The organism is Nisaea sediminum, from assembly GCF_014904705.1.
GTDB classification, from domain to species: Bacteria; Pseudomonadota; Alphaproteobacteria; order Thalassobaculales; family Thalassobaculaceae; genus Nisaea; species Nisaea sediminum.
On record NZ_JACZCQ010000010.1, the window covers coordinates 268,446 to 288,891 of the forward strand.

Annotated in this window: 19 protein-coding genes and 1 pseudogene; 18 read left to right on the forward strand and 2 right to left on the reverse strand. The window is 65.5% G+C overall.

Annotated features, from left to right (window positions below; genetic code table 11):
• Window positions 1-19: 19 nt before the first annotated feature.
• The 10 genes from gspG (at window position 20) to IG122_RS20155 (ending at window position 8,565) form a co-directional block, all read left to right on the forward strand.
• Complete coding sequence (gene gspG / locus IG122_RS20110) at window positions 20-472, forward strand: type II secretion system major pseudopilin GspG (protein WP_193187906.1); 453 nt, start codon at window positions 20-22, stop codon at window positions 470-472.
• Window positions 469-834, forward strand: coding sequence for a PulJ/GspJ family protein (locus IG122_RS20115; protein WP_193187909.1), 366 nt, complete (start codon window positions 469-471; stop codon window positions 832-834). Before gspG ends, IG122_RS20115 begins: the two co-directional genes overlap by 4 nt.
• Window positions 831-1,391 carry a PulJ/GspJ family protein gene (locus IG122_RS20120; protein ID WP_193187912.1) on the forward strand — a complete coding sequence of 187 codons (561 nt, stop codon included), beginning with the start codon at window positions 831-833 and terminating at the stop codon, window positions 1,389-1,391. Before IG122_RS20115 ends, IG122_RS20120 begins: the two co-directional genes overlap by 4 nt.
• Before the next feature lie 8 nt (window positions 1,392-1,399).
• Complete coding sequence (locus tag IG122_RS20125) at window positions 1,400-2,134, forward strand: hypothetical protein (RefSeq protein ID WP_193187915.1); 735 nt, start codon at window positions 1,400-1,402, stop codon at window positions 2,132-2,134.
• Between the two features lie 111 nt (window positions 2,135-2,245).
• Complete coding sequence (locus IG122_RS20130) at window positions 2,246-3,214, forward strand: PilN domain-containing protein (RefSeq protein WP_193187918.1); 969 nt, start codon at window positions 2,246-2,248, stop codon at window positions 3,212-3,214.
• Window positions 3,211-3,753: a type II secretion system protein GspM gene (gene gspM, locus IG122_RS20135; RefSeq protein ID WP_193187920.1), complete on the forward strand. Its 543-nt coding sequence runs from the start codon at window positions 3,211-3,213 to the stop codon at window positions 3,751-3,753. Before IG122_RS20130 ends, gspM begins: the two co-directional genes overlap by 4 nt.
• 1 nt (window position 3,754) lies before the next feature.
• Window positions 3,755-4,270, forward strand: coding sequence for a hypothetical protein (locus IG122_RS20140; RefSeq protein WP_193187923.1), 516 nt, complete (start codon window positions 3,755-3,757; stop codon window positions 4,268-4,270).
• A complete protein-coding gene (gene gspD, locus IG122_RS20145) occupies window positions 4,267-6,324 on the forward strand; it encodes a type II secretion system secretin GspD (RefSeq protein WP_193187934.1) in 2,058 nt (685 codons plus the stop codon). The genes IG122_RS20140 and gspD overlap by 4 nt, the downstream gene beginning before the upstream one ends.
• A 14-nt stretch (window positions 6,325-6,338) precedes the next feature.
• Window positions 6,339-7,478, forward strand: a complete 1,140-nt coding sequence (locus IG122_RS20150) for a zinc-dependent alcohol dehydrogenase family protein (RefSeq protein ID WP_193187935.1) — start codon at window positions 6,339-6,341, stop codon at window positions 7,476-7,478.
• 10 nt (window positions 7,479-7,488) lie between these two features.
• Window positions 7,489-8,565: a hypothetical protein gene (locus tag IG122_RS20155; protein WP_193187936.1), complete on the forward strand. Its 1,077-nt coding sequence runs from the start codon at window positions 7,489-7,491 to the stop codon at window positions 8,563-8,565.
• 42 nt (window positions 8,566-8,607) lie between these two features.
• On the opposite strand, the gene IG122_RS20160 is transcribed toward IG122_RS20155, so the two are convergent.
• Window positions 8,608-9,930 carry a multiheme c-type cytochrome gene (locus IG122_RS20160; RefSeq protein WP_193187937.1) on the reverse strand — a complete coding sequence of 441 codons (1,323 nt, stop codon included), beginning with the start codon at window positions 9,928-9,930 and terminating at the stop codon, window positions 8,608-8,610.
• 70 nt (window positions 9,931-10,000) lie between these two features.
• Window positions 10,001-10,267 (reverse strand): tetratricopeptide repeat protein, encoded by a 267-nt coding sequence (locus IG122_RS20165; protein WP_193187938.1) that lies wholly within the window; start codon window positions 10,265-10,267, stop codon window positions 10,001-10,003.
• 129 nt (window positions 10,268-10,396) lie between these two features.
• Here IG122_RS20165 and IG122_RS24570 point away from each other — a divergent pair.
• The 8 genes and pseudogenes from IG122_RS24570 to IG122_RS20200 all read left to right on the forward strand — a co-directional run.
• Window positions 10,397-10,660: pseudogene (locus IG122_RS24570) on the forward strand (prepilin peptidase); the annotation flags it as partial.
• Window positions 10,661-10,690: 30 nt separating this feature from the next.
• The gene (locus IG122_RS20170) at window positions 10,691-11,194 is read left to right on the forward strand and encodes a prepilin peptidase (protein ID WP_264299737.1); all 504 of its coding nucleotides are present in this window, start codon (window positions 10,691-10,693) and stop codon (window positions 11,192-11,194) included.
• A 186-nt stretch (window positions 11,195-11,380) separates the two neighbouring features.
• Window positions 11,381-13,753, forward strand: a complete 2,373-nt coding sequence (locus tag IG122_RS24505; protein ID WP_319024945.1) for a cyclic nucleotide-binding domain-containing protein — start codon at window positions 11,381-11,383, stop codon at window positions 13,751-13,753.
• A gap of 2 nt (window positions 13,754-13,755) precedes the next feature.
• Window positions 13,756-14,583 carry a hypothetical protein gene (locus IG122_RS20180; protein ID WP_193187941.1) on the forward strand — a complete coding sequence of 276 codons (828 nt, stop codon included), beginning with the start codon at window positions 13,756-13,758 and terminating at the stop codon, window positions 14,581-14,583.
• A 7-nt stretch (window positions 14,584-14,590) separates the two neighbouring features.
• Window positions 14,591-16,303, forward strand: coding sequence for a hypothetical protein (locus tag IG122_RS20185; protein ID WP_193187942.1), 1,713 nt, complete (start codon window positions 14,591-14,593; stop codon window positions 16,301-16,303).
• Window positions 16,300-16,746, forward strand: a complete 447-nt coding sequence (locus IG122_RS20190) for a hypothetical protein (protein ID WP_193187943.1) — start codon at window positions 16,300-16,302, stop codon at window positions 16,744-16,746. Before IG122_RS20185 ends, IG122_RS20190 begins: the two co-directional genes overlap by 4 nt.
• Window positions 16,747-16,772: 26 nt before the next feature.
• Window positions 16,773-18,674 (forward strand): heme-binding protein, encoded by a 1,902-nt coding sequence (locus IG122_RS20195; protein ID WP_193187945.1) that lies wholly within the window; start codon window positions 16,773-16,775, stop codon window positions 18,672-18,674.
• On the forward strand, window positions 18,659-20,443 hold the full coding sequence (locus IG122_RS20200; RefSeq protein WP_193187948.1) for a hypothetical protein: 1,785 nt from the start codon (window positions 18,659-18,661) through the stop codon (window positions 20,441-20,443). Before IG122_RS20195 ends, IG122_RS20200 begins: the two co-directional genes overlap by 16 nt.
• The last annotated feature ends 3 nt before the right edge of the window (window positions 20,444-20,446 follow it).

The window sequence follows — 20,446 nt, forward strand, 5'->3', positions numbered from 1 at the left end:
GGGCTCTGGGGAGGAGCGCATGATCCTGAAGCGAAGGTCCGGACCGGAGAGCCGCAGGCGCCGGGGCGAGGAAGGCTTCACCCTGCTCGAACTGCTGGTCGTGCTGGTCATTCTCGGACTCCTCGCCGCGCTCGTCGGTCCCCGTGTCATGGGGGTGCTTGGCAAAGCGAAGGGCGATGTGGCAGCGGCGCAGATGGACAATCTCGGCACCGCGCTCGATCTGCTCCATCTCGATGCCGGGCGCTATCCGAGCACAGAGGAGGGGCTCCAGGCCCTTGTCGCGAAGCCCTCCGGCATGGAGCGCTGGAACGGTCCCTATCTTCAGGGCGAGACGGTCCCGCTTGATCCATGGTCGCGGCCCTATCTCTACCGGCAGCCGGGCGAGAACAGGGCGCCCTATCGCCTGTCGACGCTTGGCGCGGACGGCGCGCCGGGCGGTGACGGCGAGGATGCCGACCTCCACAAGCCATGAACCGGGACGACGGGTTCTCCCTGCTTGAAACCCTGGTCGGCCTGACGCTGATCGCTCTCGTGGCCATGCTGCTCGCCGAGACGCTCGGCACCGGGATATTCGCCTCCGGACGCGCGGAACGGAGCGCGGAGGCGATGAGCGCGGCGCGGTCCGTTCTGGCGGAACTCGGGGTCAGCCGGCCGCTGCGTGCGGGCGAGATGTCCGGCGATTTCGGCGCGTCCGGCGGCTGGACAGCGACGGTCTCCGAGCGGATCCGGACGGATCTTCTGGTCAGCTACGATATCAGGCTCGACGCGGTCCTCGGCGGATCCGGTGTGACACTCGATGCGGTGAAGACCGTTCCGCCTGGAGAAAGCCGGTGAAGTGCGACGGGGCGAGGAACCGCGAGGCTGGCTTCACCTTGATGGAGCTGCTGGTCGCCCTCGCGCTGATCGGTCTTGTCTCGCTGCTCGCGACAGGTCTCATAAGGTTCGCCACCGACGGCGAGCGCCGGCTTGCGATCCGGACTGCGGAGATCGGAGACCGGATCGCGTTCGAGCGGCGGTTCCGGCGGGAGATGAACGCGGCGCTGCCGCTGCTCGGCTACGAGTCCGGCCGTCCGGAAAGCAGTTTTTCGGGTGACAGCCGGACCCTCCTGTTCATCGCGGCAGCGGCGGACGGACCGCGCCGCCGGGTCCTGGCCATTGCCGAAGACGGGGCAGTGGAGATCCGCGAAGGCCGCTTCGCGGACGCGGTCGCGCGCTTTGCTCCGGACGCGGAAAGGTTCTCCTTTTTCGGACGGAAAGACGCGGACACGGAGCCCGTTTGGCATGACAGTTGGGCGGGCGAACTGGCGCCCCCGCGTCTCGTCCGCCTCGAACTCGACGGTGGTGCCCCGGCCCTGATCGTGACTGTCCCGGCCGAAAGGGCGGACCAGTGAGGCGGCCGGTGCCCGAGGGAGAGCGCGGCACGGCAATGCTGCTCGCCCTGGTGCTTCTGGCACTTGCCTCCGGCCTGCTTCTCGGTCTGACGGGGCTCGGGCGATCCGCCGTTGGCACCGCGGGGACGGCCATCGCGCGCTCCGAGAACGCGATCCTGCTCGAGAGCGCGATCCAGGCGGTGATCCCGGACCTCTTCGATGAGGAGGCCGCGGAGATGAGCGGGAGAGCGGCGGCGGTCCGGCCTGTACGTGTCGGAGAGGAGATCGTTGAGCTGCGGATCGCCGATATCTGCAGTCGCTGGGACGTCAACCGCGGCAATCTCGATGTCTTCGTCGAGCTGCTTGCCGGGGTCGGCGCGGACGCGGTCCGCGTGGCCTCCGTCGTCGATCTCCTGCGGGAGGCGCGCCTCGCGCGGGAGCCCTTCCTCGATGTCTCGCAATTGCTGGCGCTTCCGGGTCTGAACGCCACCGAGCGGGCGGAACTGGCGAAGGTTGTGACGGTGCATTGCAGGGCCGAATTCGTGGATACGCGGCATGCCGCGCCCGAACTGGCGGCGGCGGTGCGGCGGGCCGAGCGGATCTCCGGCATGGTGATCGACGGACGCGGCGGCGGACGCACCTGGCATCTCGCCGGAGAACGGGAAACCGGCCCGGGCACGCTGGTTGCCATCAGCGCCGTCGTCGCGCTCTCGCACGACATCCGGCATCCCGTTCGCATTCTCGAATGGCGGTCAAGTGAGTAAGTCCGTTTGCCGCTCCCGTCCGGCCTTGTACCATGGCGCAAATCAGACCTGCGGGCGGGAGGACAGTTGACGGGGCTCGGTGCATTCATGGGGGCATGGGGAGATGGCCTGGTGGCGGGTTTGCCGCCGCGTTTCCGCACCTTGTTCGGCCGCTCCGTGACGATCGTCGAGCCGGTTGGCGACGGCTTTCTGCTTTTCGCTGCCCGCGGCGGGAACGTGCAACCGAAAGGCACAGCGAGCACCGGCGATCTGTCGAAGCATCTCGCTGCGCTTGGATCGCCGGTCGCGCTCGTGATGCCGGCGGCCGACCGGGTGAACGCAACGCTCTCTGTGCCGGCATCCGCCCGCCGTTCGCTCGGTTCCCTGCTGGACGGCGAGGTGGAGCGCCTGACGCCCTTCAAGCGCGGAGAGGTCAGGCTGGCCTACGATCTATTGGAGGAGCGGGACGGCAAGCTGCGGATCCGGCTGTATGTGGTGCCCAGAACCCGTCTTGAAGCGGCCGTCAGGCAATTCGAGTCGGCCGGCGGCGGCGCGCCGGCACTGATGCTTGCCGGCGCCGAGCAAGTCCGAGCGCCCTCAGCGTTCGATTTCAACGGAAGCCCGGTCACGGCGCAGGGCAGGCGCGGTCTGTTCTGGCCGACGATGGCGGCGCTCTCGATCCTGCTCGCACTGCTCTCGCCGCTGCCGAAGCCCTATTTCGAGTTGCAGGATGTTTCAGCCGAGATCGACCAGTTGCGCGGCGGGGTGGCGGCGGTTCAGGAGGCGCGGGGCGCGCTCGACCGTCACCGGCAGCTTGCGGAGCGCCTCCAGGCGGTCCTCGCGGCGGAACCCGACGTGCCGACTCTCCTTGAGGCTGTCACCATGGCGCTGCCGGACGATGCCTGGCTGACCGGCTTCGAGGTCCGGCCCGGCCGGCTCACCCTTGAAGGGTTCGCGCGCGACGCGAGCGGCCTGCTTGAAAAACTTGAGGCCATGCCGGGGATGACGGAGGTTGCCTTCGAGGCTCCGGTCACCCGCGACCCCGCCGGGGGCGGCGAGCGTTTCCGGATCGGCGCCGCGCTGGAGACCAGGGGCAGATGACAGGCGCCAACCGCATTTCTCCCATACTCTCCTGGGCCCTGCTCTTCGCCTTGATCGCCGCCCTTTGGACAGGTGTGGTGGCTCCGTTGCAGGACTGGAGCGGCGAGGCCGCCCGGCAACTCGACCGGCAGCGGCAGATCCTGTTCCGGCAGACGACTCTGCTGGGGGGAGCGGAGGCCATCGAAACGGCGCGTGCCGAAGCGGTCGAGGCAGAGGGACGCTGGGACATCCTCCGCTCGGGAAGCGACGGAGCCGTGCAGTCAGCCTTTCAGGCGCAGCTTCGCGAACTCGCGTCCGCCGCAGGTGTCGCGCTGACGCGGTTGCAGGTCGGCGAGGTCGAGACGGAGGAGCTGTATCGCCGTCACGCGCTCAGGATCGACGGTGACGGATCGCTCGAACAGATCCAGTCCCTCCTGATCGCACTCTCGAACGCGCGTCCCGTGATCCTCGTCGAGGAGGTCTCGATCCGGACGGTATCGGCGGAGGGACCGCTTCGCCTGTCGCTCGATCTGCGCGCACTGTCCGCGAAGGAACATTGAGATGCGCGGATTGAAATTCCTGATGCCGGCGGTTGTCCTGCTCGGGCTCGGGGCCGCCGCCATGCCATGGCTGCAGGTTCCGGAGCCTGTCCTATCCGAGGCGCCGGAATGGGCGCCCCCGCCATTGCCGGAACTCGTGCTGCCCGGAGCGGAGACAAGCTATCCCGAAACCCTGCGCCGGCCGCTGTTCCGTTCAACCAGGCGCCCGGTCCCCGACGCCCCGGTCGCGCAGTCGCCTACGCCCGCGCCGCCGCAGCTTGTCGGCTACCGCCTGACCGGTATAGTCAGCACGGGGGCAAAACGTATGATTTTGCTGGAAACACCCGGCGGCAAGCCGGTGCAGTTATACGAGGGGGAAAGCGTGGACGGCTGGACGGTCGAGAGCATTGCCGAGACGGCTGTGATTCTCTCTCACGGAGAGATCCGCGTCGATCTGCTGGGCGGAGCGGAAGACGCGTCTTCCGGGAGCGGCGGTCGCAACACGAGATGGCTGCCGGCAGCCGGACAGAAACAATGACGGCATCTCTCCGCTTCGCGCTTCTGGCTGCGGTCATCGTCACCGGTATCACCGCCTGCGACCGGATCGGCGGGGGGCGCCCCGAGGCCGGGCGGGATGTTCCCTCGATTGCCAATGCGCTGGAAGAAGACAATTCAGGAAAACCCGGCGCGACGCGCGTCGATTCCGAGCTTTCGAGTACCGATCCCGCGACGCTTGCGCCGGTGGACGAGGTCTATCCGGGAACCGCGCGCGGCGCCGGGCGTGTCGCCGAGACCGCGCCCCGTCCGGTCGGTACACTCTCCGTTTCCTTCGACGGTGCCGGGCTGGAACAGGCGCTGAAGGTCATCATCGGCGATCAGCTCGGGCTCTCCTACGTGCTGCCGCCGGATCTGACCGGGCGGGTGACGCTGCGGACCGCGCGACCGCTGACACGGGGGCAGATGACGGTCCTGCTTGAGGGATTGCTTGCCTCGCACGGGCTGTCCGCGGTCTATGAAGGCGACCTCGTCCGCGTCGTGCGCGGCGCGGCCGGCAGCGAGGGCGGCACCGGCATCGGCCTTGCCGGGGGGCCGGGCTCCGGCGCCGAGGTCTTCTCGCTCAGCTATGTCTCGGCGACGCAGATGGTCCGGCTGCTCGAACCCTTCGTGCGTGCCGGTCGGGTGCTCCCGGTGGGGCTGGCGGACGATCTGGTGCTGGTCTCGGGACCGGCGACCGAGCGGCGCGCTGCGGAACGGGCGATCGGGCTGCTGGACGTGGACCGGCTCGCCGGGCGTTCCGTGGCGATCATCGGGCTCGCCAATGCCTCGGTCGAGGCGGTGATCCCGGAACTGAACGAGTTGTTCTCGGCGGGTGGCGAGGGGGCGAACGGCATCGTCCGCTTCACGCCGATCGACCGGCTCAACGCGATCCTCGTGATTGCGGCGGACGAGGCGCAGGTGGTCCGGGCGCGGACCTGGATCAAGCGGCTCGACCGCACCCGGAATGCCGACGAGCGGCGGCTCTTCGTCTATTTCGTAAAGCATGGCGAGGCGACGTCGCTGGTGAAGACGCTGGAAGGCGCCTTCAAGGATGACGGGTTCCTCGGCGGTCCGGTTCCTGACAAGAACGCGGCCGGTGTCGAGGGCGGCAGCGGCGCGGAGCGCCTTCGGAGCAGCGGGCCGCGCTTCAATGCCGACGGGTCCAGCAACGCAATCCTGGTCTGGGCGACCGGGAGGGAATACGAGCTCATCTCCGAGGTACTCGCCAAGCTCGACATCACGCCGCTGCAGGTGCTGATCGAGGGCACGGTGCTGGAGGTCTCGCTGCAGGACGACCTGCGCTACGGGCTGCAGTATTTCATCGAGACGGGCGAGTTCAGCACCATCTTCACGCGCGGCACGAACGCCAACACCGTGTCTCCCCTGACGCCCGGTTTCGGGATCTCGATCGGCGGGCCGAACAGCAGCAAGATCGTGATCGACGCGCTTTCCGAGTTGACCGATGTCCGGGTCGTCTCCTCGCCGCAGCTGCTGGTGCTCGACGGCGGGACGGCACGGCTCCATGTCGGCGATCAGGTGCCGATCGTGACCCGGACCTCCTCTGCGACGGTGACCGACGACAACCGGATCGTGAACGAGATCGAATACCGCGACACCGGCGTCACACTCAACGTCACGCCGAAGGTGAAGGCGAGCGGCGTGGTGACGCTCGAGGTCTCGCAGGAAGTCAGCGACGTGGTGCGGACGGACAGCTCCGACATCGATTCGCCGACCATCCAGCAACGCCGTGTGGTCAGCACCGCGGCGGTCGAGAGCGGAACGACGGTGCTGCTCGCCGGTCTGATCCGCGAGATCCAGAACGACGTGAAGTCGGGCATTCCGGTGCTGCACCAGCTCCCGGTCGTGGGCGACCTTTTCGGCACCACGGACAAGTCGACCCAGCGCACCGAACTGGTCGTGCTGATCACCCCCCGGGTGATCCGAAACCGGGAAGAAGCGACGGATGCGACGCGCACGCTTTTGCGCCAGTATAGGGGGCTGATCGACCAGTTCCGGGCGCCGGACAGTTCTGATCCGGTCCCACCAAGACAATAATCAGGGGATGAGACATGAAGATGCGGGCGGCCGTGCTGCGGCAGAGCGGGGCGAAAGCGCCATATGAGACATCGCAGCCGATTTCGGTCGAGGAGATCGAACTCTCCAAGCCCGAGGCGGGCGAGCTGCTGGTCCGGGTGATCGGCGGCGGGCTCTGTCATTCCGACCTTTCCGTGATCAACGGCAGCCGGCCTCGGCCGCTGCCGCTCGTGCTCGGGCACGAGGGAGCGGGCGAGGTGGTCGAGGTCGGCCCGGGCATCCGGGATCTGAAGCCGGGCGATCCTGTAGTCTTCCAGTTCAGCGCCAATTGCGGACGCTGCCGCCGCTGCCTCGAAGGCCGACCGCAGATCTGCGAGGTCAATGCCGAGGCCCGCGCAAAGGGCGAACTGATGGGCGGCGGACGGCGGCTGAAGGCGGCCGACGGCGAGATGCTGGCGCATCACTCCGGCGTCTCCTGTTTCGCGGAATATGCCGTGATCGACCGGGGCAGCTGCGTGAAGGTCGACAGTGACATTCCGCTGGAGACGGCGGCGATCTTCGGCTGTGCGGTGATGACCGGTGTCGGTGCCGTGCTGAACACCGCACGGATCCGGGCCGGCGACACGGTCGCGGTGATCGGGCTCGGCGGTGTCGGGCTGAATGGTCTGCTCGGCGCGAAGGTCGCGGGAGCGGGCGCCGTTATCGCCATCGATCTCAACGACGAGCGGCTCGGTCTCGCCCGCCAGCTCGGCGCGACACATACTTTCAATGCGGCCGATCCGAATCTGACCGAGCAGGTGCGCGACATCACCAGGGGCGGGGTAGATTTTGCCTTCGATTTCGCCGGTGTGGTTCCGGCGCTGGAAACCGGCTACAGCCTGCTGCGCACGGGCGGAGAACTGGTGATCGCGGGGCTCGCGCCCGCCGACAGCAAGTTCTCCTTCAGCCCGCCGCAGCTGGTCTCGGACGAAAAGGCGATCCGCGGCAGCTACATGGGCGGCTGCGTTCCGGTCAGGGACATTCCGCGCTTCATCGATCTCTACCGTCAGGGACGGTTGCCGATCGACGCGCTGATCAGCCGCTCTGTCGGGTTCGAGGACATCAACGAAGGCTTCGACCGCCTCGCGGACGGGTCGGCCATCCGGCAGATCCTGACGCCGCACGCGGCGGCCTGAGGACATGACAATGCGCGCTGCCTCCCTCCTGCTGGCCGGCGGCGCGATTCTGTTTGTGGCGATATGCCCGGTCTCGGCCACGACGATCCGCGAGGGAGCCGAGAGAGTTCTCGGCAAAGAGCCGGCAGCGGGCTCCGTGCTCGGGACTCTGATGTTCTATGACGCGGGTGAGGATCTTGCCGGCGGCGAAGGCGGGCTACCCTACGGTCCCGGAGATCGTGCGTGGGCCGAACGCTGCCTCGGGATCTACGATCTCTACCGTCAGCTCGGCGGGGAAAAGCCGGAAGGCCGTCTCCGCTTCCGGCGCGACGGCGCACGCTATTTCATCTCCGTCAACGGGGCGCCCGGACGCTGGTTCGACGCGCCGGAAGCGGCATTGTCGGATTTGTTGCGGCTGTTGCTGGCGCGCAGCGCGGCGGTGCCGGAGGCCGTTGCCGCAATTGCCCGTTCCACGCCGGCGGATGCGTCTCTTGCCACTTTGGCCGCCGCGATCGACGAAGCATTCACCGATAGCGGCGGTCCAATCGTTCTCGATCCGGGCGGGGTCCGCACGCTGACTTTCGCCGCGGCCGATATCGCGGTCGGGACAGCCGGACTCGAGGTGCTTTCCGATCCGCTCGACGGCGGCGGCGTCATCGCCAGCGTCTCGGCCGTTGCGGGGGCGGAGGGCCGTCAGGCCGTTCTCGGATATCGGGAGGGTGTGCGGTTCCGTCCGGTTGCCGAACGCGACGTGTCGGTCCGCGACGGCGCCGCGCCCCGTGCGCCGGCGCAGGAGCCGTCCGCTCCCGTTGGGCCGATGCCTCTGCAGGACGGCATCGCGGCATCGATCGCCCGCGCTGGGGAGACGGTCTGTTTCAGCATTCCCGCGACCGAGGGCAGCAGACTTGCCGTCACGTCGACCGGGCCGAGCGATGTCGAGGCGGTGCTGCTTTCGCCGGACGGCTCGGTCGTCGCCCGCAACGACGATGGCGGTGACGGGTACAATTTCGCGCTCGAAGCGGATCTGGCGGCGGGCATCTATACGCTCGAGGTCCGGCATTGCTGCGCCGGAACCGGGCCTTTCAGCCTCAGCGTCAGACAGGATTAGCTGGGCGTCGCCGTCTCCTGGTGGAAACGGCGACGCGCGTCGTCAGTTCGGAACCGGGATCGCCTCGATGGCGCTGCGGAAGCCCGCATAATCCCAAGCGTCGTATTTCGCCAAAGCCGCGAAAGCCTTGTCGAGCGGATCCTTCGCAGCATCGGCCAGTTCGGTCATCCCCATCTGCGTGGCGGTGGAAAGCACAGAACCGATCGCCATGGTGGCCTGCTCGGCGCCCGCATAATCGGAGAATTCCGCGTTCTTCGCTTCCGTGATGAGGCCGGCCAGAAGCTTCGAGATGTCCGCCTTTCCAAACTTGTGCCCGGAGAACATCGAGACAAGGTCGCCTGTCGTCTGTTTCAGCTCTTTCGCCGCGGCGTGGAAGGCATCCACGCTTTCGGTGCTGGCCTTGTGCAGTTGTTTGGTCTGCTCGGCGAGCCTGGCGCCCTGGTCCGGATCGAGGCTGCTGACCAGCACGCGCAGCATCAGCAGGTTGGAATCGTCGAACCGGACCACCCCCGGGCCAAGGCCCGTGCTCGGGCGGGCCTGCCAGCGCGGCTCGGTCAGCGAATGGTGGCAGGCCTGGCAGTCGAAAAGCACCAGCTCGGGGAAGATCCCGTCCATGCCCCGCTTCGGGTCGAGCAGCGCGTCGATCCGGCGTTCCAGCGCGATCGCCTGGCCGATCGCCCAGGTCTGGATCCCGTTCGCCACCTGCTTGCGCTTGCGGTAATCGTCGTCCACCACGAAATGCGCCGGCTGGATGGCGGTGAAGGTGTCGAGTTCGAAGCTCATGCGGGGATGTCCGGCACCCATGATCCGGTGCGTGACGAACTTGGTCTCATCGCCGAAATGGCAGGAGAGACAAAGTTCGGCGCGCTTCACCGGATCCTCGGTCGGATACATGCCTGCGGCGACGTTCTCCGCATGTCCGGCGATGCCGGCGACATGCAGGCCGAGCCAGCGTTCCGCGCCGCCGTGACAGGCCTCGCAGCCGATCCCGTCGGAAATCTGGAACACCCTTCCGCGCGCCGCCGGAGCAACATTGTCGGCGTGGCAATCGAGGCAGACATCGGCTTCATGCGCGTTCGGCAGACCGAGATTTGCCGCGATCCGTTTCGAGGCATCGTTCATCAGGACGGTATAGGCCTTGGAGTGGCTGTCCTTCTGCGACCAGGTTACGTACTCGTTCTGCAGCACGGTCGATTTATCCCAGGCGGCGGCCGCGCCGTGGCAAGTGCTGCCGGCGCAGGAGGTGACGCCAAGATGAATGTCCGGCCTGTTCTGCGGGAGGTCAGGGGTGGCGAATCCATCCCGCACGCCCGCGGCAAGCAGCAGGACTGCGACGGTCCCAGTGACGAAAAAACGCTTCAGCATAGTCCCTCCGGAGCTCCCCGTCCGTTACTCTCATTTCGCCGTTCGGCTCTTCTTCGGCCGATGATAGCGCCTAATGTTTTCCTTTTTGCTGTGCCCGGGCCTGCAGGTCCATCAAGGCACGTTCCGTTTCGGCATCGCCGGGACGTTCGATGGAGGCGGACACATAGGCCGATACGGCTTCCTTCAGTTCGCCGGTTTCCGCATAGAGTGCACCGAGCCGCTTCATCGCTTCGACATCGCGCGGATTATTCTGCAGATGAACAAGAAGATTCTCGATCTGCGCGTCGGGTAGAGACAGCGCGGATCCCACCGGTTGCGGTACCACATCCCGCGGCAAACCCGCGATCCAGGTCCCGGCGCCCACAAAGACGGAGCAAGCCGCGGCACTCGCGAGCAGAAGTGCTAGCGTATCGTTTCTCGACATAATCCGCCCCGTTCGTTACGGGGAGTTTCACACCTTAAACTCGTGGGTGACAAGAGCACGGGTAACGGGAGACGGGTTTTTTTGGCTGAAGAGCGCTTCATTCAGGGTGCGATTTCGTTGGTAGCGGCGCTCGCGATCGGCAGTTTTCTTGCCACTTGCGTCTCGCGCAGCGCCCGCAAGGCTCCCGTTTTCGGAGCCAGGCGATCGCATTGCGCAGAGTGCGGCGATCTGGTGCCGGTTTTCGCGCTCGTACCGGTGCTCGGATACGTTGTATTGCGGGGGCGTTGCGCGACATGCGGGAACAAGATCGATCCATTGTTCCCGTTGATGGAGGCGATGAGTGCCATTGTTGTCGCATCCGCGCTGATCGAGGCGGATTGGACGTTCTCTCTCCTCACTGCCGGCGGTATCGCACTCGGGCTCGCGCTTGTCTTTCTTGGCTTTCACGATCTGCGCACCGGCCGGCTCCCGGATGTCGTCACTCTGCCTTTGCTGCTCGCCGGATTGGGATGTTCTTTCGCGGCGGGGCCGGTATCACCGGCCGAGAGCATCGCCGGAGCAGCGCTCGGTGGCGGCGGCGCCTGGCTGGTCGGTTTCGCTTACCGGCGGTATCGGGGAATCGACGGGCTCGGATTGGGCGACGTGAAGATGATCGCCGCGCTTGGTGCCTGGGTCGGCATCGGAGCCTTGCCGCTGACAATCCTGATGGCTTCCGGCGGGGCGCTTGCGGTGCTTGCCGGCACGGGAATCGCGGGCAAATCTATTGCGCGCAATGCCCGAATTTCCTTCGGTCCCTTCCTCGCGGTGGCGGGCTGGATCGCCTGGATTGCGGGCCTTTGACCGGGACGCATCTTTGCGAGCAGCAAGAACGTCAAATTTTCATGTGATTTCAAGAACCTCATTTTTGACAGCATGTGAGTTAACGCATATCGTCCTCTGGTAGTTAAAGGGCAATCAATAGTCCGAATAAACTTGAGAGATATGTCTGGGGTCTAGCGGTGAGCCGTGATTGATCGCTTTGAAATTGTGATCGTCGGATCTGGTCCCGCTGGGCTCAGCGCTGCCGGACGTGCGGCCGAACGAGGCATTCCGCATCTGTTGCTCGAGCGGACGGATCACGCCGCCGACACCATTTTCAAGTATCAGAAAAAGAAATTCGTGATGGCGACGCCCGATGTCATGCCGCTGCGCAGCGACATGAGTTTCGAGGCGGGGGTCCGCGAGGACATTCTCGGCACCTGGGACCGGGAACTGGAAAATCTCGGGGTGAATATCCGCTACAGGGCCGAGGTGACCGGGATCAGCGGCCAGAAGGGCGATTTCACGGTCGCGCTGGCGAACGGCGAAACGGTCTCCGCCGGGCATGTGGTCCTTTCCATCGGACTGCAGGGAAACCTGCGCAAGCTCGGCGTTCCGGGAGACCAGTGGGAACGCGTGCAGTATCAGCTCGACGATCCGCTGGAGTACGAGGACGAAACGATTGTCGTGGTCGGCGCGGGCGATGCGGCGATCGAGAATGCCATCGGGCTCGCGGCGCAGAACAATGTGGTGATCGTCAACCGGCGCGACGAATTCGCGCGGGCGAAGGCGGGAAATCTCTCGCTGATCACGGAAGCGATCGAAAGCGGCAGGATCGAATGCTTCTACAATGCCGCACCGCTCAGCGTCGAACCGGGCCGGATCACGCTCAAAGTGCCGGAGGGTGAGAGTGTGGTGGCCTGCGACCGGGTCATCGCCCGTCTCGGAGCGAATCCGCCGCGTAAGTTCGTTGAAGACTGCGGCATCGGGTTCGCGGGCGACGATCCGGGTGCGCTTCCCGAGCTGTCCCAGACTTACGAATCCTCTGTCCCCGGCCTCTACGTCATCGGTGCGCTGGCCGGCTACCCGCTGATCAAGCTGGCGATGAACCAGGGTTACGAGGTCGTCGAGACGATCATCGGTAACGAGGTGAAGCCCGCCGACGAGCCGCTCCTCGAGAACAAGTTCCGGACCCTCGGCAACGTCAAGGTCGAGGATGTCCTCGGCGCGATCCAGTCGAACGTGCCGCTGCTCTCTTCCATGACCATGCTCCAGCTTCGTGAGTTCATGATCGACAGTACGGTGCACCTGAAACAGCCCGGCGACGTGATCTTCGAGCGGAACGACTACACCAACAGCGTCTATTCCATCGTGAACGGCGCTGTCGATGTGCAGATCAATCCGGCGGACCCGAGCGAGGTTGTGACCCTAGGAGCGGGCTCTTTCTTTGGTGAAATGGGCCTGATCGCGGGCCGCCGCCGGACGGCGACGATCATCGCCCGCGAGCAGTGCTTCCTGGTCGAGACGCCGCGCCGCGCCATGCTGCGCCTGATCAACTCCGTTCCGGCGGCGCGCCGGGTTCTGGACCAGGCCGCGATCTCGCGACAGATCCAGATGCATCTGGCGCCGAACATCGATCCGGAGATGCTGCGGGAGGTCGTGGAAACGGCCGAGATCGAGAGTTTCTCCGCGGGTGACACTGTGATCACCGAAGGCGAGACCAGCAACGATGTCTATCTGATCCGGACGGGCTCGATGACGGTGTCCCGCCGCATCGCCGGACGGGACATCGTGCTCTCGTATATCCCGGCCGGAAACTATATCGGCGAGATGGCCCTGCTCGGGAATACGCCGCGTTCGGCCACTGTGAAGGCGACGGTTGCCTCCGAGGCGATCAGGATCAACGCGGCGGCGTTCCGGAGCCTGCTGGACCGCGAACCCGATCTCCGGCGGGAGATCGAATCCCGGTTCCAGGACCGGCTGGTCGAGAACGTGCAGACGGAGACCCGGCCCGAGTCCGGCGACATCATCGACTTCCTGGTCAACCAGGGTGTCGGCGAGGCGACGGATATCCTGCTGATCGATGAGAGCCTCTGCGTCCGCTGCGATAATTGCGAGAAGGCCTGCGCGGAGACACATGGCGGTGTCTCGCGCCTCAACCGAGAAGCCGGCCCGACCTTCGGCACCCTGCATGTCCCGACCTCCTGCCGGCACTGCGAGCATCCGCATTGCATGGCGGACTGCCCGGCCGATGCGATCCATCGTGCCCCGGACGGCGAGGTCTTCATCGACGACAAGTGCATAGGCTGCGGCAACTGCGCCCGCGACTGCCCGTATAACGTGATCCAGATGGCCTATCCGCGCCCGAAGAAGCCGGGGCTGCTGTCCTGGCTGATGTTCGGCAGCGGCCCCGGGCCGGGCGAGGACAAGCGCCCGATGGTGAAGCCGGACGGCGCGCGCGAATCGGCGGTCAAATGCGATATGTGCAAGGACGTCACCGGCGGCGCCTCCTGCGTCAGCGCCTGCCCGACGGGGGCCGCCATCCGGGTCAAGCCCGAGGAGTTCCTCTCCATTACCAACCTCGCACGGTTCGGGAGGTAGGGATGCACGAGGGGTTCCTGGTTCACAGCAATTTCAAGTTCCTGAAATGGGCGAGCGCGCTCTGCATCCTCTCGGCCGTCGCCTATGCGATTTACGATCCGCTCGACGTGCAGAGCGGCGGGACCTGGCTCGGCTACGGTCTCGGGACGATCGGTGCCCTGCTGATCGTCTGGCTGATGTGGTTCGGCATCCGCAAGCGACGCTACGGTGGCGCCTTTCGCCTGCGCTCCTGGCTCTCCGCTCATGTCTATCTCGGGCTCAGCCTGATCGTCGTCGCGACCCTGCATACCGGTTTTCAGCTCGGCTGGAACGTGCACACGCTCGCCTATGTGCTGATGATGCTGGTGATCGCGAGCGGCGCTTTTGGGATCTACACCTATGCCCGTTACCCGCGGATGATGACGGAAAATCGGCGCGGCCTTTCGCTTGACGAGTTCCTTAGCCAGATCGGCGATATCGACCGGGAATGCCGGCAGGTCTCCGCTAATCTGCCGGACGAGATCGCGGCGCTGGTGTTGAAGTCCAGCAACGAGACCCGGATCGGAGGCTCCTGCTGGAGACAGCTTTCCGGCAGGGATCGCAAATGTGCGGCCGCCGAGGCGTTCGAGGAGCTGCGTCGTGTGAGCACGAATGTCGGCCCGGAGCATGGACCGTCGGTGCGCAAGCTGCTGACGCTGATCGGCAAGAAATGCTCGCTACTGACGACTGTCCGGCGCGATATCCAGCTCAAGGCGCTGATGGACATCTGGCTGCATCTCCATGTGCCGCTGTCCTTCGCGCTGCTCGCTGCGCTGACCGCGCATATCATTTCCGTCTTCTACTACTGGTGACCGGATCATGGACGCACGGATCACCACGCTGACACGACGGGCCAAGGGCGGTATCGGCCGCAAGGAAGAGCTCGTCTCAGCGGAAGTCCTGCGCATCGGACGGGGTAGTGACAACGAGCTCTTTCTGCCTGACCCCCGCGTGCCGCTCCATCTCGGCATCATCCATCTGAACAATGACGGGATATTCGTCGAGGCTGTCGGGAGCGTCGACCTGCGTGTAAACGGCGCAGTGACCCGGACGGCGGTGCTGAAGACCGGGGATACGCTCGGCGCCGGTCCCTACGAGATCGTCGTCGAGGAAAAGCCGGACGGTCTCGATCTGGGGGTGACGCTGGAGCTGACCCAGCCGCTCGGCGACGATCTCGAGGAACTCCGGCGCCGGTCCTGCCTGTCGGTCGCCGAATCGGGGATCAGCAAGCGCGGGACCGCCTGGGTTCTCTCGCTGCTCATCCTCGTTCTGTTCCTCGCCGTGCCGGTGATCTGGCCTTTCCTGTCGCCGGAGAAGGATGCGCCGGTGGAAGAGGTCGTCGCCACGGGTGCCGCGATGGCGAAGGGGCACGAGATGGGGTTCGACATCAGCTGGAATCCCGGCGAGATGATGAACTCGCACAAGTTCTTCGCTGACAATTGCAGTGCCTGCCACACCAAGCCCTTCATTCAGGTGGAGGATGCGGCCTGTACCTCCTGCCACACCGGGCAGCATGCGCATGCCGCGCTGGAGGCTTCTGTCGCGACCGGTATCACAGAAACCCGTTGCGCGAGCTGTCACACGGAGCATAACGGGCCGCAGCCGGTCCGCTCCGAGCGGCAGCGGCTCTGTGCCTCCTGTCACGAAGGGCTCGACAAGGCGTGGCCGCAAACCGCGCTTCTGAACGCAGGCGATTTCGGCAAGGCGCATCCCGAGTTCCGGGCGACTGTCTGGACAGATCCGGCAGCGGGGAAGCAGGTGCGTATCAGCCTCGACGACAACCCGAAGGAAGTCTCCAACCTGCGCTTCCCGCACAAGACCCACCTCGATCCGAAGAAGATGAAGGATCCGGAGACGGGCCAGAGCACACAGCTCGAGTGCGCCAGCTGTCATGTCCCGGAGGCCGGCGGCGCGCTCATGAAGCCTCTCGTCATGGAGGACAATTGCGGCGCGTGCCACAGGCTGACCTTCGATCAGGACGCGCCGAAGCGCACCGTCTCCCATGGCAAGCCCGATCAGGTCTATCGCGAACTCCGGGAATTCTACGCGGAGCGGGCACTCGAGGGCGGCGTCAGCGAACCTGAAGCGCCGGCCGTGGTGCGCCGGCGTCCGGGCACGCCGCTGACGGCGGAAGAGCGGCCTCAGGCGCTGGCCTGGGCCCGTCAGAAGGCGGACTGGGCGGCGCGCTATCTGTTCTCCAAGAGCCAGTGCGGCAGCTGTCATGTGCTGACCAACACCGATGCCGCCCCGGAGGCGCTGTCCGTCGCGCCAGTGAAGGTCGCCGCGGTCTGGCACCCGAAGGCGCGTTTCGATCACGGGGCGCACGAGGATGTCGTCTGCACCGATTGCCATGCGGCCGCCGACTCCATCGAGAGTTCGGACGTGCTGCTGCCGAAGATCTCCGTCTGCCGCGATTGTCACGGCGGGGAAGCGGTCTCCGACCGGGTACCCAGCCCCTGCGTAACCTGTCATGCTTTCCACCTGGACGGCATGCCGCCAATGCATCCGGTAAGGGAGACTGCGGCGAAATGAATTTCCGGCACTTCTATCGCGGCGGACTGGCCGCGTTTTCCCTTCTCGCCGTTGCCTGCGGAACCGCTTTCGCCGACCCGGTCACCCTCAGCGAAGAGGGCGTACGGCTGGCCCAGATGGAGGTCGACAGTGCGAATGTGTCTGTCGAGATCGAGGTTGCACTCGGCGCCGACCAACCGACGGCGAATTACGTCAGTGCCCGGACCGGCGACGGGGACGTCCTTCAGCGAACTAATCTCGGCTACTGGATCCCGTGGGACGGCCGGCTCGGCAGTCTGGTGGACAATCACTCTCCGGTCGCAGGAAATGTAATGAAGGTAAAGGTCTTCAGGGGAGAGGACCTGAGAGGCGAGCTTTTCCCGGTACGGGTGACGATCGCATATGAAACCGCTTCCAGCTTCAAGTTCGGAGTGGTCGAACTGGTGCAGCCGGGCACGCATTGATGGGGGCCTGCGGGGGGATGAAGAGGGTGTTTCGAGCTCTGGGAATCGGCGTTCTGCTGTCTTGTCTCGCCGCCGGCTTCTCCGCCAATGCGCAGGAGAGCCTGACGGTCGCCGAGGTCAAGCAGGTGCTCGCCCAGGCCGTTCAGGAAGCCCAGGCACGCGGCGCGCCGGCGGCGATCGCAGTGACGGATCGTGTCGGCAATGTGCTCGCCGTCTACAACATGATCGGCGCCAATCGGCAGTTCAGCATCTCGGGTACGGATTGCACGGTTTCGCTCGGCGGTGTGCCGACGGGCTGTGTCGTGGTGACGTCGGGTGACCCGAGCAAGGGCGGCCTCGAGGGCGTGGACGTGCCGGGCCCCGTGGCGGCGATCGCGAAGGCGATCACCGGTGCCTATCTCTCCTCACGCGGCAACGCCTTTACGACGCGCACCGCGAGCCAGATCATCCAGGAACATTTCAATCCCCGCGAACGCTTCGCGCCGAGCGGGCCGCTCTTCGGCGTGCAGTTCAGCCAGCTTCCCTGTTCCGACCTTTCGATCGCGACCAACAGCGCGGCGGTGACAATCGGGCCGAAACGCTCACCGCTCGGACTCTCCGCCGATCCGGGGGGCGTACCGCTCTACAAGAACAGCGAGCCGGTCGGCGCCATCGGCGTGATCTCCGACGGCACCTACAGCGCGGATCTGAATGTCGGCGATGTCGATTCCGACAATGACGAGCTGATCGCCGTCGCCGGATCGGTCGGGTTCGAGGCGCCGGCCGATGTCCGGGGTGACCGGATCACGGTCGAAGGCAAGACTTTCCGTTTCACGGACCGGGGTTCCGGGTCCCTCGCCTCGGTCCCGAGTACCGCTCCGTCCTTTGACGGCCTCTCTGCTTCGGTCGGCGGTCTGACACCGGTTTCGACCTATTTCGACGGCTCGATCCGGGCGGGAACGGTGTTCGGCGCGGCTGCGAGCGGGTACCGGCCCGATACCAGCGGTGTCTTCGGCAATCTCGACGCCTATGTCCTCGTCAACAGCGCAAACCAGCCGCGCTTTACGCCGAAAGCCGGGACAGAGGGAACGACCGACGCGCTGACGGCGGTCGAGGTCCAGACCATTCTGCGCAATGCGCTCTCCATCGCCTTCCGGGCCCGCGCGCAAATCCGCCGTCCGCTCGGCAGCCACGCGCAGGTGACGATTTCTGTCGTGGATACCAATGGCGACATTCTCGGCATCGTGCGGACACCGGACGGGCCGGTCTTCGGCACCGACGTCTCCCTTCAGAAGGCGCGGACCGCGGCCTTCTTCTCCAGTACCACCGCCGGTACGGAGCTGATCCAGGGCAATCTCGGCACTTATGTTCTGAACGCCCGCGCCTTCATCGGGCCGACGGCGCTGTCCGACGGGACCGCTTTCGCCGACCGTTCGGGCGGCAATCTTTCCCGCCCTTATTTCCCGGATGGGATCGACGGCGCGGCGAACGGTCCCTTCAGCCAGCCGATCAGCGTCTGGAGCCCGTTCAACACCGGTCTGCAGCTCGACACGGTGATCGGAAACATCGTGCAGCACCGCTCCTTCCTGCTTGGGCTCAGCGCGACCGATACCGAGCAGAATTGCAGCAATCTTCCGGTCCAGCCGGAAACCGGGAAGAGCCGGGCGGCGAACGGGTTCCAGATCTTCCCGGGCAGCGTGCCGATCTACCGCGGCAGCACGCTCGTCGGCGGCGTCGGCGTCTCCGGCGACGGCGTCGACCAGGACGACATGATCTCGTTCCTCGGACTGCACAATGCGGGGATCGAACTCGGGACGGGCATCGGTAATGCGCCGACCGGGATCCGCGCGGACAATCTGGTGCCGCAGGGAACGCGCCTTCGCTATGTCTCCTGTCCGTTCGCGCCGTTCCTCGATTCCGGAGAGCAGACGCCATGCAACGGCAAATGACCGGCATGCTCCGCGTCTTGCTTGCCGGCGGCTTGCTGGCGGCGGTTGGCGGCTATACGGCCGATCTTTCGGCACAGGGGATCGAGCGCCAGCGGCCGGGCGGGACGCCGCCCTCCGAAGTCGAACAGCGCGCGCCGCTCTCTTCCGCCATCAAGCAGCGTGTCGCCCCCCCGGGCCGGAAGGATCCCTCCAACATCGCGCCGATCCCCGATCGCTGGCGGCTGATCGAAGCGGTCGGCGTCACGGAATCGATCGCAGATCCCTACAACCGGAATCCGATCAAGGGCGATCGTCCTCTGTTCGGCACCAAGGACTGGTTCGTCAATATCGCCGCGATCTCCGACACGGTTGCCGAACCGCGGAGCGTGCCGACGCCGATCGGCGTGCAATCGTCCGACAATGCCGGGAACTACGATCTCTTCGGTGAGGCGGGCCAGTTCGTCTTCAACCAGAATTTCATCGTCAGCGCGTCGCTCATCAAGGGCGACACGGCCTACAAGCCGCCGGATCTGGAATTCCGCCTGACGCCGGTCATCAACTACAATTACGCGGACGTGCAGGAGCGCCGGGTGCTCTATGCCGATCCGCGGCAGGGGACCGAGCGCACCGACACTCATTTCGCGCTGCAGGAAGCCTTCGTCGACTATCACATCCGGAACGTCTCGGACCGCTACGACTTCGACTCCATCCGCGTCGGCATCCAGCCTTTCTCAAGCGACTTCCGCGGCTTCCTGTTCCAGGACAACCAGCTCGGCGTCCGGCTCTTCGGTGACCGGGACAATAATATCTATCAGTACAATCTCGCCTGGTTCCGGCGGCTGGAAAAGGACACCAACAGCGGTCTCAACGATGTCGACCGCAAGCTGCGCGAGGACGATGTCTTTATCGCCAATCTCTACTGGCAGGATTTCCCGGCGCTCGGCTACCAGAGTCAGATCACCGGCATCTACAACCGGAATCGCGAAGGCGACGACTTCTTCTTCGACAACAACAATTTCATCCAGCGCCCGACCTCCTTCGGGGCCGAGCGCGGGCGGAACTACGATGTCGGCTATGTCGGCTATAACGGTGACGGGCATTTCGGCCGCCTGAACCTGACGACCTCGGTCTATTACGCCTTCGGCTCCAACCGGAACAGCCAGTTCACCAACGAGGCGACCGACATCAGCGCTTTCTTCGCGGCGGCCGAACCCTCGATCGATTTCGACTGGGTCCGGCTGCGCGGCTCGCTGGTCTATGCCTCGGGCGACGACGATCCGTTCGACGGCACGCAGAGAGGCTTCGATGCCATCTTCGAGAACCCGCAGATCGCCGGCTCCGACACCAATTACTGGATCCGGCAGGGCATTCCCCTGATCGGCGGTGGCGGCGTCGTGCTTTCCAATCGCAACGCCATGCTTCCCTCGCTGCGCGGCTCGAAGGAACACGGCCAGTCGAATTTCGACAATCCGGGCTTCCGCCTGGTCGGTGCCGGTGCGGATTTCGACATCCTTCCGGAGCTCCGGCTCTCGACGAACCTCAATTACATGCAGTTCGACGACACCGCCGTGCTCGAGGTGGCGCGCAACCAGCAGGACATCTCGCGCGATATCGGCTGGGACCTGTCCGCCGCACTGATCTACAGACCCTTCTTCTCCCAGAACATTGTGATGCGGCTTTCCGCCGCCGCGTTGTTTGCGGGCGACGGGATGAAGGATCTCTACGGCGAGCAGAACCGGGACGACGACGTCTATTACACGGTTCTCGCGAACCTGATCTTGACCTACTGACGG

What these genes read in the sequence shown, in the direction of transcription:
- gspM (WP_193187920.1), top strand. Translation starts at nt 3,211, where the DNA reads ATGACAGGCGCCAACCGCATTTCTCCCATACTCTCCTGGGCCCTGCTC.
- IG122_RS20160 (WP_193187937.1), bottom strand. Translation starts at nt 9,930, where the DNA reads ATGCTGAAGCGTTTTTTCGTCACTGGGACCGTCGCAGTCCTGCTGCTT.
- IG122_RS20155 (WP_193187936.1), top strand. Translation starts at nt 7,489, where the DNA reads ATGCGCGCTGCCTCCCTCCTGCTGGCCGGCGGCGCGATTCTGTTTGTG.
- IG122_RS20170 (WP_264299737.1), top strand. Translation starts at nt 10,691, where the DNA reads ATGAGTGCCATTGTTGTCGCATCCGCGCTGATCGAGGCGGATTGGACG.
- IG122_RS20190 (WP_193187943.1), top strand. Translation starts at nt 16,300, where the DNA reads ATGAATTTCCGGCACTTCTATCGCGGCGGACTGGCCGCGTTTTCCCTT.
- IG122_RS20140 (WP_193187923.1), top strand. Translation starts at nt 3,755, where the DNA reads ATGCGCGGATTGAAATTCCTGATGCCGGCGGTTGTCCTGCTCGGGCTC.
- IG122_RS20150 (WP_193187935.1), top strand. Translation starts at nt 6,339, where the DNA reads ATGAAGATGCGGGCGGCCGTGCTGCGGCAGAGCGGGGCGAAAGCGCCA.
- gspG (WP_193187906.1), top strand. Translation starts at nt 20, where the DNA reads ATGATCCTGAAGCGAAGGTCCGGACCGGAGAGCCGCAGGCGCCGGGGC.
- IG122_RS20185 (WP_193187942.1), top strand. Translation starts at nt 14,591, where the DNA reads ATGGACGCACGGATCACCACGCTGACACGACGGGCCAAGGGCGGTATC.
- gspD (WP_193187934.1), top strand. Translation starts at nt 4,267, where the DNA reads ATGACGGCATCTCTCCGCTTCGCGCTTCTGGCTGCGGTCATCGTCACC.
- IG122_RS20200 (WP_193187948.1), top strand. Translation starts at nt 18,659, where the DNA reads ATGCAACGGCAAATGACCGGCATGCTCCGCGTCTTGCTTGCCGGCGGC.
- IG122_RS20115 (WP_193187909.1), top strand. Translation starts at nt 469, where the DNA reads ATGAACCGGGACGACGGGTTCTCCCTGCTTGAAACCCTGGTCGGCCTG.
- IG122_RS20180 (WP_193187941.1), top strand. Translation starts at nt 13,756, where the DNA reads ATGCACGAGGGGTTCCTGGTTCACAGCAATTTCAAGTTCCTGAAATGG.